This window comes from Microbacterium sp. K24, from assembly GCF_004794465.1.
Taxonomy (GTDB): domain Bacteria; phylum Actinomycetota; class Actinomycetes; order Actinomycetales; family Microbacteriaceae; genus Microbacterium.
Window position 1 is genome coordinate 111,165 of the sequence record NZ_SSDJ01000139.1, and the last position, 16,391, is coordinate 127,555.

General features: G+C 69.2%; 17 protein-coding genes and 1 tRNA gene. 6 read left to right on the forward strand and 12 right to left on the reverse strand.

From position 1 onward, the window contains the following. Positions 1 to 41 precede the first annotated feature (41 nt). The 6 genes from ilvN to DW306_RS16375 form a co-directional block, all read right to left on the reverse strand. Positions 42 to 554 (reverse strand): acetolactate synthase small subunit, encoded by a 513-nt coding sequence (gene ilvN / locus DW306_RS16350; RefSeq protein ID WP_136056644.1) that lies wholly within the window; start codon positions 552 to 554, stop codon positions 42 to 44. Between the two features lie 3 nt (positions 555 to 557). Continuing rightward, complete coding sequence (locus DW306_RS16355; RefSeq protein ID WP_136056645.1) at positions 558 to 2,360, reverse strand: acetolactate synthase large subunit; 1,803 nt, start codon at positions 2,358 to 2,360, stop codon at positions 558 to 560. Positions 2,361 to 2,408: 48 nt separating this feature from the next. Next, on the reverse strand, positions 2,409 to 4,127 hold the full coding sequence (gene ilvD / locus DW306_RS16360; protein WP_136056646.1) for a dihydroxy-acid dehydratase: 1,719 nt from the start codon (positions 4,125 to 4,127) through the stop codon (positions 2,409 to 2,411). A gap of 9 nt (positions 4,128 to 4,136) precedes the next feature. After that, on the reverse strand, positions 4,137 to 4,934 hold the full coding sequence (gene otsB / locus DW306_RS16365; protein WP_205814197.1) for a trehalose-phosphatase: 798 nt from the start codon (positions 4,932 to 4,934) through the stop codon (positions 4,137 to 4,139). Positions 4,935 to 4,989: 55 nt separating this feature from the next. Then, the gene (locus tag DW306_RS16370) at positions 4,990 to 6,420 is read right to left on the reverse strand and encodes a trehalose-6-phosphate synthase (protein ID WP_136056648.1); all 1,431 of its coding nucleotides are present in this window, start codon (positions 6,418 to 6,420) and stop codon (positions 4,990 to 4,992) included. 71 nt (positions 6,421 to 6,491) lie between these two features. Then, positions 6,492 to 7,757, reverse strand: a complete 1,266-nt coding sequence (locus tag DW306_RS16375) for an MFS transporter (protein WP_136056649.1) — start codon at positions 7,755 to 7,757, stop codon at positions 6,492 to 6,494. 216 nt (positions 7,758 to 7,973) lie between these two features. Here DW306_RS16375 and DW306_RS16380 point away from each other — a divergent pair, with 216 nt between their 5' ends. Both DW306_RS16380 and DW306_RS16385 read left to right on the forward strand, forming a co-directional pair. Continuing rightward, complete coding sequence (locus DW306_RS16380; RefSeq protein ID WP_240747230.1) at positions 7,974 to 9,179, forward strand: PLP-dependent aminotransferase family protein; 1,206 nt, start codon at positions 7,974 to 7,976, stop codon at positions 9,177 to 9,179. 9 nt (positions 9,180 to 9,188) lie between these two features. Further along, positions 9,189 to 9,488, forward strand: a complete 300-nt coding sequence (locus DW306_RS16385; protein ID WP_136056650.1) for a hypothetical protein — start codon at positions 9,189 to 9,191, stop codon at positions 9,486 to 9,488. Positions 9,489 to 9,509: 21 nt separating this feature from the next. Here DW306_RS16385 and DW306_RS16390 read toward each other — a convergent pair whose 3' ends face one another. From DW306_RS16390 to DW306_RS16400, 3 genes are read right to left on the reverse strand one after another with little or no spacing between them, the layout of a single operon-like run. After that, the gene (locus DW306_RS16390) at positions 9,510 to 10,709 is read right to left on the reverse strand and encodes an acetyl-CoA C-acetyltransferase (protein ID WP_136056651.1); all 1,200 of its coding nucleotides are present in this window, start codon (positions 10,707 to 10,709) and stop codon (positions 9,510 to 9,512) included. Then, entirely contained in the window at positions 10,702 to 11,382 is a 681-nt protein-coding gene (locus tag DW306_RS16395) for a CoA transferase subunit B (RefSeq protein ID WP_205814198.1), read from the reverse strand. The genes DW306_RS16390 and DW306_RS16395 overlap by 8 nt, the downstream gene beginning before the upstream one ends. Before the next feature lies 1 nt (position 11,383). Further along, complete coding sequence (locus DW306_RS16400; RefSeq protein WP_136056652.1) at positions 11,384 to 12,169, reverse strand: CoA transferase subunit A; 786 nt, start codon at positions 12,167 to 12,169, stop codon at positions 11,384 to 11,386. 106 nt (positions 12,170 to 12,275) lie between these two features. Here DW306_RS16400 and DW306_RS16405 point away from each other — a divergent pair, with 106 nt between their 5' ends. From DW306_RS16405 to DW306_RS16420, 4 genes are read left to right on the forward strand one after another with little or no spacing between them, the layout of a single operon-like run. Next, the gene (locus DW306_RS16405) at positions 12,276 to 13,064 is read left to right on the forward strand and encodes an IclR family transcriptional regulator (protein WP_136056653.1); all 789 of its coding nucleotides are present in this window, start codon (positions 12,276 to 12,278) and stop codon (positions 13,062 to 13,064) included. Between the two features lie 38 nt (positions 13,065 to 13,102). Further along, a complete protein-coding gene (locus DW306_RS16410; protein WP_136056654.1) occupies positions 13,103 to 13,540 on the forward strand; it encodes a MarR family transcriptional regulator in 438 nt (145 codons plus the stop codon). After that, on the forward strand, positions 13,537 to 14,766 hold the full coding sequence (locus DW306_RS16415; RefSeq protein WP_136056655.1) for an MFS transporter: 1,230 nt from the start codon (positions 13,537 to 13,539) through the stop codon (positions 14,764 to 14,766). The genes DW306_RS16410 and DW306_RS16415 overlap by 4 nt, the downstream gene beginning before the upstream one ends. Positions 14,767 to 14,797: 31 nt before the next feature. Continuing rightward, a complete protein-coding gene (locus DW306_RS16420) occupies positions 14,798 to 15,280 on the forward strand; it encodes a YbaK/EbsC family protein (protein WP_136056656.1) in 483 nt (160 codons plus the stop codon). 1 nt (position 15,281) lies between these two features. Here the strand turns inward: DW306_RS16420 and DW306_RS16425 are convergent, their stop codons facing one another. The 3 genes from DW306_RS16425 to DW306_RS16435 form a co-directional block, all read right to left on the reverse strand. Beyond that, on the reverse strand, positions 15,282 to 15,677 hold the full coding sequence (locus tag DW306_RS16425; protein ID WP_136056657.1) for a protease inhibitor I42 family protein: 396 nt from the start codon (positions 15,675 to 15,677) through the stop codon (positions 15,282 to 15,284). A gap of 57 nt (positions 15,678 to 15,734) precedes the next feature. Continuing rightward, positions 15,735 to 16,103, reverse strand: coding sequence for a hypothetical protein (locus tag DW306_RS16430; RefSeq protein WP_136056658.1), 369 nt, complete (start codon positions 16,101 to 16,103; stop codon positions 15,735 to 15,737). 77 nt (positions 16,104 to 16,180) lie between these two features. After that, positions 16,181 to 16,253, reverse strand: a tRNA-Lys gene (locus tag DW306_RS16435). Positions 16,254 to 16,391: the final 138 nt, after the last annotated feature.

Here is a 16,391-nt window from a genome sequence, read left to right on the forward strand (position 1 = left end):
TGTTTCTCCTTGTTCGTTGTTCGTGTAAGTGTGCGAAAGTGTCAGCCGCGCAGGACGCGCTCGGTGATGCTCTTGCCGCCGCGGCCGATCGCGAGGAGACCGGACTGGGCGATCTCCTTGATGCCGAACGGCTCGAAGGCCTTGAGCAGCGCTTCGACCTTGCCCTTGTCACCCGTGACCTCGACCACGAGCGCATCCGGCGCGTAGTCGACGACCGAGGCGCGGAACAGGTTCACGACCTCGATCACGTTCGAGCGGGTGGTGTTGTCGGTGCGCACCTTGACGAGCATGTGCTCGCGCTGCACCGACGAGGACGGGTCGAGCTCGACGATCTTGATGACGTTGATGAGCTTGTTCAGCTGCTTCGTCACCTGCTCGAGGGGAAGCTGCTCCTCCACATCGACGACGACCGTGATCCGGGAGATGCCTGGAACCTCGGTCACGCCCACGGCGAGGGACTCGATGTTGAAGCTGCGACGGGCGAAGAGCCCGGCGACACGGGTGAGAAGACCGGGGCGGTCCTCCACCAGCAGGCTCAGCACATGGGTCGACATGGATCAGTCCTCCTCGTCGAAGCTGGGCGCGTGGTCGCGCGCGTACTGGACATAGCTGTTGCTGACTCCCTGCGGAACCATCGGCCACACCATGGAGTCGGCGCTCACCACGAAGTCGATCACGACCGGGCGGTCGTTGGTCTCGAGGGCGAGCTTGATCGCGGCGTCGACCTCTTCCTCCTTCTCGACCCGGATAGCGAGGCAGCCGTACGCCTCGCCGAGCTTGACGAAGTCGGGGATGCGCACGGTGCCGTGCCCGGTGTTGAGGTCGGTGTTGGAGTGACGGCCGTCGTAGAACAGCGTCTGCCACTGCCGCACCATGCCCAGCGACGAGTTGTTGATGATCGCGACCTTGATCGGGATGTTGTTGATCGCGCAGGTGGCGAGCTCCTGGTTGGTCATCTGGAAGCATCCGTCGCCGTCGATCGCCCACACGTGGCGGTCGGGCTCAGCGACCTTCGCACCCATCGCGGCAGGGACCGAGTAGCCCATCGTGCCGGCGCCGCCGGAGTTCAGCCAGGCGTTCGGGCGCTCGTACTTGATGAACTGCGCCGCCCACATCTGGTGCTGCCCGACGCCGGCGACGTAGACGCCCTCCGGCCCGGTCAGCTCGCCGATGCGCTGGATCACGTACTGCGGAGCGAGCAGACCGTCGTCCGTCGGCGTGTAGCCGAGCGGGAACTCTCCGCGCAGGCCGTCGAGGTACGACCACCACTCGGAGATGTCGGGCTGGGTGCCGCCGACGACACCGCGGAATGCGGCATCCAGATCGATCAGCACATCGCGCACGTCTCCCACGATCGGCACGTCGGCGTTGCGGATCTTCGAGATCTCCGCGGGGTCGATGTCGACGTGCACGACCTTCGCGTTGGGGGCGAAGTCCGCGGCCTTGCCGGTGACGCGGTCGTCGAACCGCGCGCCGAGGGCGACGATGAGGTCGGACTCCTGGAGGGCGAGCACGGCCGGAACGGTCCCGTGCATGCCCGGCATGCCGAGGTGCTGCTGGTGGGAGTCGGGGAACACACCCCGTGCCATCAGCGTCGTCACCACGGGCGCGTTCGTCGACTCGGCGAGGGCCAGCAGCTCGGCCGCTGCGCGACCGCGGACCACGCCGCCGCCGACGTACAGCACCGGCTTCTTCGCCTCGGCGAGCAGGGCCGCTGCGGCCTGGATCTGCTTGCCGTGGGCTTTCGTCACCGGGCGGTATCCCGGCAGGTCGACCTTCGGCGGCCAGACGAACGGCGCGGACTTCTGCTGCGCGTCCTTGGTGATGTCGACCAGCACGGGGCCGGGGCGCCCCGTCGAGGCGATCTCGAATGCCGCCGCGAGGGCGCCGGGGATCTCCTCGGGCTCCTTCACCAGGAAGGAGTGCTTCGTGATCGGCATGGTGATGCCGACGATGTCGGCCTCCTGGAACGCGTCGGTTCCCATCAGGTGGCTGAACACCTGTCCGGTGATCGCGACGATCGGCACGGAGTCCATATAGGCGTCGGCGATCGCCGTCACGAGGTTGGTCGCGCCGGGACCCGAGGTGGCGATGGCCACGCCCGTGCGGCCGCTGGCGGAGGCGTATCCCTCCGCCGCGTGACCCGCGCCCTGTTCGTGGCGCACGAGGATGTGCCGGACGGTGTCGTCGTCGAGCAGGGGGTCGTACACGGGCATGATCGTGCCGCCGGGGATGCCGAAGACATCGGTCACCCCGAGAAGCCCGAGGGAACGGACGACGGCCTCGGCGCCCGTGAGCTCGGGAGAAGCGGCCTTCTGGGACGGTGGCCGGGGAACGGCCGGGGCGGAATCAGCAGTCATGTCTTTCCTTGATGATCTGAGAGTTCGTCGGCGGCGGGCCGACGGGGATCACCCGGTCGTCGCGCCTTCTGCAGCGGAACGCACGAGTCGCGAGTACTTGGCAAGAACACCACGGGTGTAACGCGGGGGAAGCGGCTCCCAGCCAGAGCGGCGGGAGGCGAGCTCAGCGTCGTCGACGAGTAGGTCGAGAGAGCGAGCTGCGATATCGACCCGTATCAGATCACCATCGCGCACGAAGGCGATAGGACCTGCGTCCACCGCTTCGGGTGCTATGTGGCCGATGCACAGGCCGGTTGTGCCGCCTGAGAATCGTCCGTCAGTCAAGAGTAGTACATCTTTTCCGAGGCCAGCGCCCTTGATGGCCGCGGTGATGGCCAGCATCTCGCGCATGCCCGGTCCGCCCTTGGGACCCTCATAGCGGATCACGATGACGGTGCCCGGTTCGATCTCGCCCTCGGCGACGGCATCCATCGCGGCGCGCTCGCGCTCGAACACGCGTGCCGGTCCCTCGAACACGGCGGCGTCGAAGCCGGCCGTCTTGACGACCGCGCCCTCGGGAGCCAGGGATCCGTGCAGGATCGTGAGACCACCGGTGGCGTGGATCGGGTTGTCGAAGGTGTGGATGACGGTGCCGTCGATCGGCTGAGGGTCGAGCTCGGCGAGGTTCTCGGCGAGCGTCTTGCCCGTCACCGTGAGGGCGTCGCCGTGCAGCAGACCCTCGTCGAGCATCGCCTTCATGATCACCGGGATGCCGCCGTGTCGGTCGACGTCGTTCATGACGTACTTGCCGAACGGCTTCATGTCGGCGACGTGCGGCACCTTGTCGCCGATGCGGTTGAAGTCGTGCAGGTTCAGGTCGACGTCCGCCTCGCGGGCGATCGCGAGGAGGTGCAGCACCACGTTCGTCGAGCCGCCGAGCGCCATCGCGAGCGCGATCGCGTTCTCGAACGCTTCCTTGGTGAGGATGTCGCGGGTCGTGATGCCCTGGCGGAGCAGGTTCACGACGGCCTCGCCCGAACGGTGCGCGTAGTAGTCGCGGCGGCGGTCCGCCGCGGGCGGGGCCGCAGACCCGGGAAGGCTGAGTCCGAGGGCCTCGGCGACGGATGCCATGGTGTTGGCCGTGTACATGCCGCCGCAGGCGCCCTCGCCCGGTGCGATCGCGCACTCGATGCGCTTCAGGTCTTCCTCGCTCATGAGACCGGCACGGCAGGCACCGACCGCCTCGAACGAGTCGATGATCGTGACGTCCTTCTCGGTGCCGTCCGACAGCTTCACCCAGCCGGGTGCGATCGACCCGGCGTAGAGGAACACGCTGGAGAGGTCGAGGCGCGCGCTGGCCATGAGCATGCCGGGGATCGACTTGTCGCAGCCGGCGAGCAGGACCGATCCGTCGAGGCGCTCGGCCATCATCACGGTCTCCACCGAGTCGGCGATGACCTCGCGCGACACGAGCGAGAAGTGCATGCCCTCGTGGCCCATCGAGATGCCGTCGGAGACGGAGATCGTGCCGAACTGCAGCGGGTACCCGCCGCCGGAGTGCACGCCCTCCTTCGCCCCCTGCGCGAGCCGGTCGAGGCTCAGGTTGCAGGGGGTGATCTCGTTCCAGCTCGAGGCGATGCCGATCTGCGGCTTCTCCCAGTCCGCGTCGCCCATGCCGACGGCACGGAGCATGCCGCGGGAGGTCGTCGCCTCGATGCCGTCGGTGACGACGCGGCTGCGGGGCTTGATGTCGATGGACGCGCTGGGAGAAGGATCGTGCGAGGACATGACGGAAGTCTATTCCCGCAGCGACGAGCGCTCGTCCGCGAGCGCCTCCAGAAGCTCGCCGATCTGTTGTGGGTTCTCCACACGCAGGATCGCCGCGCTCTCCCCCGGGCCGACGCGGACGCCGAGATCGCCGGGCTGCAGCACGCGCATCGCGTCCTCGTCGGTCACGTCGTCGCCGGCGAACAGGATGCCGGTGGCGTCGAAGCGCTCGCGGAGCGCCGCGATGGCGGCATCCTTCCCCTCGCTGCGGGACGAGAACTCCAGCACGCGGTGCCCTGCGCGGCGGCGCCAGTGCGGGAACCGCTCGGCGACCAGCGCGTCGACCTCCGCGAAGACGCGCTCCTCGGTCTCCCGGTCGGCGCGCCGCGTGTGCACGCCCATCCCGAACGTCTTCGGCTCGAACTCGGCGCCCTCGTAGCGCTCGATGATCGGACGTGCCGCGGCCCAGAGCTCTTCCCGCTCGCCGTCCTCGGCGGCCGCATCGGCCGACGCGGCGTCGGCGTCGCCGGGGAACCAGTACTGGGCGCCGTGGGAACCGGCGAGCGCGATGACCGAGTCGTCGGTGTGCTCGGTGATCTCACGGAGATCGTGCATGCTGCGCCCGGAGACGTACGCGACCACCGTGTCGGGGAGCGCGGCGAGGCGGGCGACCTGCGCGGCGACGGTCGGCAGTGCTCGCGCCGCCATGGGGTCGGGGATGAGCGGCGACGCCGTGCCGTCGAAGTCGAGGGCGACGACGAGTCGGGGCGTCGCGGCGAGCGCCGACAGATCGGCGTCGGGGGCTCCGGGGGTCCAGGCGCGGGTCACGTGTTCTCCAGTCGAGGTCGAGGTCATGGCAGTGGCAGTGGCAGTGGCAGGCGCGTCAGCGTGCATTGCGCGCCGCGGCGAGGGCCGACAGGAACGAGTCGGACCAGGCGTTCACATCGTGGTCGAGCACGCGGCGGCGGAGCGACCGCATGCGCCGGGACTGCTCGCGCGGCGGCATCTCGACGGCGCGCATGATCGCCTCCTTGAGGCCTTCGATGTCGTGCGGGTTCACCTGGATCGCACTGCCGAGCTCATCGGCGGCGCCCGCGAACTCGCTCAGCACCAGCACACCCCGGTTGTCGATGCGGGTGGCGACGTACTCCTTGGCGACGAGGTTCATCCCGTCGCGCAGCGCGGTCACGAGCATCACGTCGGCCGCGAGGTACAGGGCGACCATCTCCTCACGAGGGAAGCCCTGATGCAGATAGCGGATGGCCGTGTGGCCCATCGTGTCGGTGTCGCCGTTGATGCGGCTGACCGCGAGCTCGATCTCGTCGCGCAGGTTCGCGTAGGCGTCGACGCGCTCGCGACTGGGGCTCGCCACCTGCACGAGGGTCACGTCCTCGACCGACAGGTCACCGGATGCGAGAAGCTCTCCGTAGGCCTTCACACGATGCCCGATCCCCTTGGTGTAATCGAGACGGTCGACGCCGAGGAGAATGCGTTTGGGATTGCCGAGGCTCGCCCGGATCTCGGCCGCCCGCGCCTGGATGTCGGGTCTCGCGGCGAGCTCGAGGTACGGCACGGTGTCGATCGAGATCGGGAAGGCCTTGACCAGGGCCTTATGGGAGTCGCCCTTCCCGTCGATCTCGCCGTTGCCCGACGGCACCGTGACCGTCGACGACTTGATGTCGTACTTCAGCCGGCGCCGGATCGCGTTGAGGAAGTTGGTGGCATCCGTCGCCCGCTGGAAGCCGATGACGTCCGCCCCGAGGAGACCGCGCAGCACCTGCCCGCGCCACGGCAGCTGCATGTACAGCCCGTGCGTCGGAAACGGGATGTGGTGGAAGTAGCCGATGGTCACGTCGGGGCGCAGGGCCCTGACCATCTGCGGCACGAGCTGCAGCTGGTAGTCGTGCACCCACACCGTGCCGCCCTCCGCCACGGCGGCAGCGGCGGCATCCGCGAATCGACGGTTCACAGCGACGTAGGCGTCCCACCATTCACGGTGATACTGGGGCGGCGCGATGACATCGTGGTACAGCGGCCAGATGGTGTCGTTGGAGAAGCCCTCGTAGTACTCGGCGACCTCCTGCTCGCTCAGCGCGATGGGGATCAGACGGATGCCGTCGGACGTGAAGGGCTTGTGATCGAGATCGGCCTGGCCCGGCCAGCCCACCCAGGCGCCGTTCACCGCCTTCATCACGGGCTCGAGAGCGGCGACGAGTCCGCCGGGAGACGTGCGCCACAGTTCCTCGCCGTCGGGTCCAACGACACGGTCGACGGGCAGCCGATTGGCGACCACGACGAATTCTGCGGCGGCCATGATGACTCCTCACGCCAGGGGTTGGATACTCCCCAGGCTACCGAGGTTGCCGCGCGCCGTTCGCCAGAGCGTCAGGCGACGGCGCGCGCAGCGCGCGGCGCGGTGCGGCTGAGGAACCAGTTCGCGAGTCCGGCGGCGAAGACGACGGTGGTCGCGATGATCGGGACGAGGAGCGCCGGGGCGGTGCCCATGCTCTCGGCGATCTCCCCGGTCGTCGCGGCTCCCAGCGACTGCCCCACCACCACACCCGAGCCGAGCATCGTCATCACGGTCGCCGAGCGTCCGAGCGGACTGCGGGCGGCGCCGAAGCTGTACTGGGTGACGAGCGTCGGCCCGATGCCGATTCCCATGATTCCGAGCGCGATCATCATCGTCAGCGGTGTGTCCACGAACAGGAGCAGCAGGCTCCCGACGAGCAGGATGCCGGAGAACGCCAGCCACCGGGCGCGCAGCGTGAATGCCGGAGGCAGCCACGCGACGCCCAGTGCGAGGATCGCCGAGCCGACGCCCATCACGCCGTAGAGGAGCCCGGCCTGCTCGGGCGCGCCCCGGTCCGCCATGAACGACGTGAGCGCCGTGAGCATCCCTCCGAAGAAGATCCCGACGCCGAGGATGCCCATCACGACGATGAGCAGCTGCGGCCGGAACAGCTCGGACACGGCGGATGGCGCCTTGCCGTCGGCCCCGCGCTCCTGCGACACGTGACGCCCGCTCGGATGCAGTGCGAAGGCGCCCACGAACAGCACGGTGAGGGCCGCGGCTCCCGCGAGGGGTGCCCACGGCGCGATCGCCGATGCGAGGACGCCCACCAGGAACGGACCGAACACGAACACCGTCTCATCGGCGGCCGATTCGTAGGCCATTGTGCCCGAGAGAGTGCGAGCGCGGCGTTCATGCGGCATCCGCTCGCGGATGATCGTGACCAGACGCGACCGCGACAGCGGTGCGACCTGCGGTGCGGTCGCTCCGATCCCGGCCGCGGCGAGCAGCACGAAGCCGTCGGCCGCCGAACCGTATACGACGAGTGTGAACACGACGAGCATCGTCCCGTTGGCGAGAGCGATCACGAGCAGCACGCCGCGCTGACCGAACCGGTCGGCGGCCGCCCCCAGGAGCGGACCGAAGCAGGCTGTCCCGAGACCGACGGCTGCCGAGGTGAGTCCGCCGAGGGAGAGCGAGCCGCGGGCCGATACGACCACGGTGAGCACGCCGACCACCATCATCGCGAACGGCAGTCGCGCGACGAACGCGATGAGGAAGTAGGGAAGGCCGGCCAGGCGGAACAGGCTCGGTGCAGCCGACGGGTGCGGCTGGGTCTGGGGTGTGGCGTGTGTCATGGCTCTCGCACGTCGATGACGCGATGTCGGGTGCCGCCGCTGTCCGCGGGAATGCCCGCGGCCCGGTAGTTACACGGTTGTGCGGCCGCGGACTGAGCCGCGACTCCCCCATGGTATCGGGTCGCACGGGACGGCGGCAGGGAGAGTGCGGCATGCACCGCGGCACTAGTCTGGTCGACACTCCCCGTCCTCGCGCTCTCGCCCCAGGAGGAACAGTTGACCTCTGCCCCGCAGACCTCCACGCCCCGACGTGCCCTCCCTGACCGATCACTGCGCGCAGGCTCGGCGAAGACCTCCCCGGTCCGCGACCTGCTCGCGCTGACCGAGCGCCCCGAGGTCATCTCGTTCGCCGGCGGCCTGCCCGCGCCCGAGCTGTTCGACCTCGACGGCATCCGCGCCTCCTTCGATGCGGTCCTCGAGTCGCCCGTTGTCCTGCAGTACTCGACGTCCGAGGGGAGCGCCGCTCTGCGCGAGGAGGTCGCACGACGCTACACGGCCGACGGCCTCGAGACGGCGGCATCCGACCTGATCATCACCACCGGGTCGCAGCAGGCACTCGGGCTGCTGGCCACCTCGCTGATCGATCCCGGCGACACGATCCTGGTGGAGGAGCCCTGCTACCTCGCAGCGCTGCAGACCTTCGCGCTGGCCGGCGCCCGGGTCGTGGGAATCCCCTACGACGACGACGGTCTCGACCTCGACGCGCTGGACAAGGCCGCGGAGGAGCACGCCCCGAAGTTCTTCTACACGGTCCCGACCTTCCAGAACCCCACGGGCCGCACGCACGACCTCGAGGCGCGGCGGCACATCGCCGAGATCGCGCAGCGGCGCGGGTTCCGGATCATCGAGGACGAGCCGTATCGTCAGCTGCGCTACTCCGGCGACCCGCTCCCCTCCCTCGCCGCGTTCGCCCCGGATCATGTCCTGAGCCTCGGCAGCTTCTCGAAGGTGATCGCTCCCGGCCTCCGCATCGGGTGGATCCGCACCACCCACGATGTCCGGCCCACGGTGACGATCGCCAAACAGGCCGCAGACCTGCACACCTCCACGATCGACCAGGCCGCGGCCGCGCACTACCTCGTCTCGGGGCGAGGAGAGCCGGCGCTCGACCGCATCCGCTCGGCGTATGCGGAGCGGCGCGACGCCATGCTGGACGCGCTGCCGAGCGTGCTCCCCGCCGGAAGCACGTGGAACCGTCCCGACGGCGGCATGTTCGTATGGGTGCGCCTGCCGGAAGGCATGGACGCAGCCGCATCCCTCGGCGGTGCCCTCGCCCAGGACGTCGCCTACGTGCCCGGTGCCTCATTCTTCTCCGGAACAGCGGACGAGCGGACGCTGCGGCTCTCGTTCACCACCTATGCCCCTGCCAGCATCCGGGAGGGGTTGTCAAGGCTCGGGACGGCCTGGGGCGCAGGCGGGTAGCGTAGGGGCATGCGCTACCTCTTCAGCACCGGACTCGTCGCCGCGATCTCCGCGGGAATCTCGCTGTTGCGCGGCACCCGGCAGGAACCCATCACGTGGCGTTCTGCGCTTTCGTGGGTGAGCTGGGGCATCACGATGGCCCTGGCCGTCGGCGCGACCGTCGACATGCGCCGCGCCCGTCGCGGCGCACGCGTGGATGCCGACTCGCCGCAGTCGATCAAGAAGTCCAAGAAGGCGCAGCGCCTGCAGTTCCGCTCGCAGAAGGCTCTCGCCGACGCGCAGGACCACGCCGGCGACCGGCGTCGCTGACTCTGCCCCGCGAGCCCGACCTCATCGTGTGAGGATGAGCGCCTCGCCCTGACCGCCGCCGCCGCAGAGGCCGACCGCGGCCGTGCCCCCGCCACGACGTGCGAGTTCATGGGCGACATGCACCACGAGCCTGTTGCCGGATGCGCCGATCGGGTGGCCGATGGCGATCCCGCCGCCGTGGATGTTCACGATCCCGCTGTCGAGGCCGAGTTCCCCCTGCGACCGGGCCACGACCGCGCCGAAGGCCTCGTTGATCTCGACGAGATCGAGATCGGCGGGAGTGATGCCGTGCTTCGCGCACGCCTTCTCGATCGCACGCGCCGGCTGCGCCTGCAGGGAGTTGTCGGGACCGGCCGTCTGGCCGCTGGCGCCGACGGTCACGAGCACCGGCCACCCCTTCTCCTCGGCGATCGCGCGGGACGTCACGATCACCGCGGACGCGCCGTCGGAGATCTGCGACGAGTTCCCCGCCGTGATGGAGCCGCCCTCGGCGAAGGCCGCACGCAGCCCTCCGAGCGTCTCGACCGTGGTGTCCGGGCGGATGCCTTCGTCCTTGGTCACGAGCACGGGCTCACCCCGTCGCTGGGGCACCGACACGGTCACGATCTCGGCATCGAACACCCCGGCCTCCTGCGCGGACGCCGCGCGCTGGTGCGACAGCGCGGCGACGGCATCCTGGGCTTCACGCGTCAGCTCGTAGCGCGCGTTGTGCCGCTCGGTCGATGCGCCCATGCTCTCGCGGTCGTACGCGTCGGTGAGCCCGTCGTAGGCCATGTGGTCGAGCACCTCGACGCTGCCGTACGCCCAGCCGTCGCGGGACCCCATCAGCAGGTGCGGCGCCCGGGTCATCGACTCCATGCCCGCGGCGACCACGACCCCGGCGTCTCCGGTGCGGATCATGCGCGCGGCGTCGATGACGGCGGTCAGGCCGGAGAGGCAGACCTTGTTCACCGAGTGCGCGGGCACGTCCCAGCCGATGCCGGCGCCGATGGCGGCCTGGCGGGCGGCGTTCTGTCCCGAACCGGCGGCGAGGACCTGGCCGACGATGACCGCGTCGACATCCGCAGGATCGACGGCGCCCTGTTCCAGCGCTCCGCGGATCGCGAGCGAGCCGAGCTGCGGAGCCGTGAATGCGGCGAGCTGGCCCTTCAGGCGTCCCTGCGGGGTGCGGGCGGCGGCGACGATGACGATGTCGTCCGCGCTCGTGCTCTTCTCAACCATTTTCCGTGGTCCTTTCGTCGGTGAGAGCGCCCGAGAGGACGCCCGAGATGGCAAGGGGCGGTTCGGTGGCCGCGACCACCTCGTCGACCGTGACCCCGGGGGCGAGTTCCACGAGCACCAGTCCGTCGTCGGTCACATCGATGACGGCGAGGTCGGTGATGATGCGGTCGACCACCCCGCGCCCGGTGAGCGGGAGCGAGCAGTCGTTCACGATCTTCGCGGATCCGTCGCGGGCGACGTGCTCCATCAGCACGATGACCCGGCCGGCGCCGTGCACCAGATCCATCGCGCCGCCCGGCCCTTTGACCATCTTGCCGGGGATCATCCAGTTGGCGAGGTCGCCGGATGCCGAGACCTGCATCGCGCCGAGGATCGCGGCATCGATCTTGCCGCCGCGGATCATGCCGAAGCTCGCCGCAGAATCGAAGAACGCGGATCCCGGAAGGACCGTCACGGTCTCTTTGCCGGCATTGATGAGATCGGGGTCGACCGCATCCTCCTGCGGGTACGGCCCGACGCCGAGGATGCCGTTCTCCGACTGCAGCACCACGGTGACGTCGGCCGGCACGTGGTTCGGAACGAGGGTGGGCAGGCCGATGCCGAGGTTGACGTAGGCGCCGTCCTGCAGCTCGGCGGCAGCACGGGCGGCCATCTGGTCTCGGGTGAGCGGCATGTCAGGCTCCTTCCGCGGCGACGGGCGCAGACACCGTGCGTCGCTCGATGCGCTTGGGGATGTCGGTGCCGACCTCGATGATCCGGTGGACGAAGACGCCGGGCAGATGGATGCTGTCGGGGTCGAGCTCGCCCGGTTCCACGAGGCGCTCGACCTGGGCGATGCAGACGCGGCCGGCCATCGCGGCCAGCGGGTTGAAGTTGCGCGCCGCCTTGTTGAACACGAGGTTGCCGTGCCGGTCGCCTGCTGCGGCGTGCACGAGCGCGAAATCGGTCGTGATGGCCTCTTCGAGGACAAATTCCTTCGGCTCGCCGTTCACGTCGAACGTGCGCACGTCCTTGACGGGAGAGGCGACCGCGATCGACCCGTCGGCGTTGTACCGCCGCGGCAGTCCTCCCTCGGCGACCTGGGTGCCGACGCCCGTCTGGGTGAAGAAGGCGGCGATGCCGGAGCCGCCGGCACGGAGCTTCTCCGCGAGCGTCCCCTGCGGGGTGAGCTCGAGCTCGAGCTCACCGGAGAGGAACTGCCGCTCGAACTCCTTGTTCTCGCCGACGTACGACGAGGTCATCTTGCGGATGCGCTGGGCGGCGAGGAGTACGCCGAGGCCCCAGTCGTCGACGCCGCAGTTGTTGCTCACGACGCTGAGATCCTTCGTCCCCTGCGCGAGCAACGCCTCGATGAGGGCGATCGGATTGCCGGAGAGCCCGAATCCTCCGACCGCGAGCGATGAACCGTCGGTGATGTCGGCGACGGCCGAAGCCGCCGATTCCCACTGCTTGTCGATCACGCCTACTCCTTCGAATCCGTGCCTTGCCCCCAGCATCCGCCTTCTGTACCGGCGAGCGGAACCCTCTTCTTGCGATGTGGGCGATCGTGCGCGTAGCGTCCACATTATGGAATCAGCCTCGCGCAGCGTGCCGGGCGCCCAGGCCATCGCCCGAGCCGCCCGACTCCTCCGCCTCGTCACGGCATCCGGCGCCGACGGTGCGGCGCTGCAGGACCTCGCTCGTGCGGCCGACCTCTCGCGCTCCACGACGCACCGCCTGCTCAGCGCGCTGAAGGCCGAGGGCCTGGTCGACCGCGACGCCGAGAGCACGCGATGGATGCCAGGACCCGAGCTCTTCCTGATGGGCTCCGCGGCGGCAGCCCGCTACGACGTCACGTCTCTCGCCCGCGACATCGTGCGCTCGCTCGCCGTCAAGACCGAGGAGAGCGCCTTCTTCTCGGTGCGCCGAGCGGACGAGACCGTCTGTCTCCTGCGCGAGGAGGGCTCGTTCCCGATCCGTTCGTTCGTCCTCAGCGAGGGCGTGCGCTTCCCGCTCGGCGTCGCCAGCGCCGGCCTCGCCATCCTCGCATTCCTGCCTGACCACGATGTGGATGCCTATCTGGAGCGTCATCCCGAGCTCGAGAGCAGCTGGGGCCGCGCTCATGGCGATTCCCCGCTGCGCACCCGTCTCGCCGAGACGAAGGAACGCGGCTACGCCGTGAACCCCGGCCTGATCGTCGAGGGCAGCTGGGGCATGGGCGCGGCGGTGTTCGATCGATCCGGCCGACCGGAGTGGGCTCTGAGCCTGACCGGCGTGGAGTTCCGCTTCGGCCACGATCGGATCGCCGACCTCGGGCGCACGCTTCTGGCGCATGCGCATCAGCTGTCCGCTCGGATCGCGAGCGCTCGGCGATAGCCTCCCGCATTCATACCAACAGGTATATACTTGTTGGTATGAATCGTTCGGATGTGATCCCCGCGCTCGTGCTGTCGGGCTATGCGCTCGGTCGCATCGCTGCGCAGGATGCCGGCAACGACGCGCCCGCCGCCCAATGGCGGGTGCTCAGTCTGCTCGAGCAGGCGGGCTCGCAGCGCGTAGGCGCTCTCGCAACCTCCGCACGCACAACGCAGCCCGGCATGACGCGTCTGCTCGGCGGACTGGAGCGCGACGGACTCGTGCTCCGCTCCCCCGACCCCGACGATTCACGAGCCATCGTCGTCGACATCACGTCACAGGGCTCGGAGACGCTCGCCGCATGGCGCACCGAGTTCCGCGAGACCCTCGCTCCGCGCTTCGCCGGACTGAGCGATGACGACTGGTCCACCCTCACCCGTGCGGCGGAGATCCTCGCTGCGCACACCGCCCCCGACTCGACAGGAGAAGCACGTTGAACACCCCCGCCACCACCTCGGTGTGGAAGCAGCCCGCGCAGGTCTGGGCGGTCGCCTTCGCCTGCGTCGTCGCCTTCATGGGCATCGGGCTGGTCGATCCGATCCTCCCCGCGATCGCCGAGTCGCTCGAAGCCTCGCCGGTCGAGACCGAGCTGCTGTTCACGAGCTACCTCCTGGTGACCGGCCTCGCGATGCTGGTGACGAGCTGGATCTCCAGCCGCATCGGCGCGAAGGCCACCCTGCTGATCGGTCTGGCCCTGATCGTCGCCTTCTCGCTGCTGTGCGCCCTGAGCGGCAGCGTCGACGCCGTCATCGGCTTCCGTGCGGGCTGGGGGCTCGGCAACGCGCTCTTCATCTCCACGGCTCTGGCGACGATCGTCGGTGCGGCGTCCGGTGGCAGCAGCGCGGCGATCATCCTCTATGAGGCGGCCCTCGGTCTCGGCATCGCGATCGGTCCGCTCCTCGGCGGCATCCTCGGCGAGCAGAGCTGGCGCGGACCGTTCTTCGGCGTCGTCGTGCTGATGGCCATCGCGTTCCTCGCGGTGCTGGTGCTGCTCCGCGGCCCCGGCGAGAAGCGTCAGCCCGTGCGGTTCTCGGCGCCTTTCACCGCGCTGCGTCGTCCCGCACTCGCGATCCTCGCGGTCGCCGCCCTGTTCTACAACATCGGCTTCTTCGTGCTGCTCGCGTTCTCCCCGTTCCCGCTCGGCTTCGGCGCGCTCGGCATCGGGTTCACGTTCTTCGGGTGGGGCGTCGCCCTCGCCGTCACCAGCGTCTGGGTCGCCCCCGTCCTCATGCGTCGGATGCCTCGGACACGCATCATCCTCATCGTGCTGCCGCTGCTCGCCGTTGACCTCGTCGTGGCCGGTCTCGTCGTCGGCAGCGCGGCCGCCCTGGTCGCCTGCATCGTCATCGGCGGTCTGCTGCTCGGCGTCATGAACACCGTGCTGACGGAGGCCGTGATGGAGGCGACCGACCTCCCGCGCTCCGTGGCGTCATCGGCGTACTCGGCGGTGCGGTTCCTGGGCGGCGCGATGGCTCCTCCGATCGCCGCATTGCTGTGGCACGCGTTCAATGCGACGATTCCCTACGTCTTCGCTGCCGTGTCGGTGCTGCTCGCGGCGCTCACGATCTTCCTCGGACGTCGCGTAGTCGCCCACATCGATGACGAGCCGGCGGATGCCGAAGCGGAAGACGCTCAGGCGATCCTGATCGGCGACGCCGCCTGAGGGCACGATGCGGCTTCGATACGGTGGAGTGATGAGCGACGTGCCCTCCCTGCCCGAACGCAGCCGCATCGTGCACTCTCATCTGGCGGACGCCGGTGTCGACGCCGAGATCCGGGTGCTTCCCGACTCGGCACGCACGGCCGCCGAGGCCGCTGCCGCGATCGACTGCGACGTCGCGGCGATCGCGAACAGTCTCGTGTTCCTCGCCGACGGCGATCCGGTGCTCGTCATGACCAGCGGCGGGCACCGCGCCGACCTCGGCGTGCTGGCTGCCGGAATCGGCGCCGAGGAGGTGGCGATGGCGCCGGCATCCGTCGTCCGTGCGGCCACGGGCCAGGCGATCGGCGGCGTCGCACCCGTCGGTCACCCGGCTCCGCTGCGCACCTTCGTCGACGCGGATCTGCGGCAGTTCGACGTGGTCTGGGCTGCGGCGGGTCACCCGCACACGGTGATGCCCCTGACGTTCGACGAGCTGCTCCGCCTCACCGGAGGCCAGGTCATCGCGGTGGCGTGATTCACTTCACCGTGACTTCGATCTTCGCCGTCTTCTGTTCGTCGGCCTCTTCGGGCACGGATCCGCGGAAGCGGTACTCGAACTCGATCACCGTCGTGCCCTCGCCGACCGGTGCGAACCGGTACGTGACCTCGCTGGGCGCGCCGGTCATGCCGTCGTCGCCGAGGTAGCGCGACCGCTCCTCACCGGGGCCGAGCACCGCGGCATCCGGCTCCTGCGTGAGCACCCACTCCTGGCCGACGGTGGCGTTGACCTCGCCGAAGTCGACGACGAGGGCTTCCCCGGGCGCGAGTGTGACGGATTCCGCGGTGTAGTCGACGGTCTTCTCCGCCGCAGCGCAGGAGGAGAGTCCCGCCGCCACGGCGATCGCGCCGACGAGCAGCAGTGCCGTTCGCATCGATCTGCGCATCGCTGATCCCCCTCCGAGATGAGGCTCACGGTATCGCATCTCGTGTCAGAGGTAAGGCGCGAAGGAGGCCGGGACGGTGACGTTCGCCGGGATGCCCGCGAAGAGCGGCGCCACCTGCTCCGGCGTGTACCCGGCGATGCCGCATCCGACCGGCGTCAGCAGGAAGCGGAGTTCCGGGTGGGCGGCCGCGTATGCGATGAAGTCGCCCGCCTCCCGTGCCAGTGTCTCGAGACCGCTCATGGTGTCGATCGCATACGTCTGGCCGTGATGGCCGCGCCCCTCGCCCCACACCGCCCCGAAGCGCTCGTGAGCGATCCGCGCCGCGCCGCCTCCGTGCAGACCGCCGGCGTTCGATCCGAAGACGAAGACGTCGTCCGGTCGCAGTTCCGAGACGAGCTCAGGGGTCGTTTCCATACCCGAACCCTACGTCCGACCCTGAGAAGCAGAAAAGCCCCGTGAACACTGGCGAGAGTGTCCACGAGGCTGATCCGTGCACCCCCTGGGACTTGAACCCAGAACCCACTGATTAAGAGTCAGTTGCTCTGCCGATTGAGCTAGAGGTGCGTGGCCCGGGATGACCCCGACCGAGGAATTACATTACCAGCCGATCGGTCCCAGACGAAATCGAACCGACCCCGGGCGTGGCCCTCCCTCGATGGGCGTGAAACCTGGCGGAACGTCCCTCTGGCCGCCTGGGCCGAG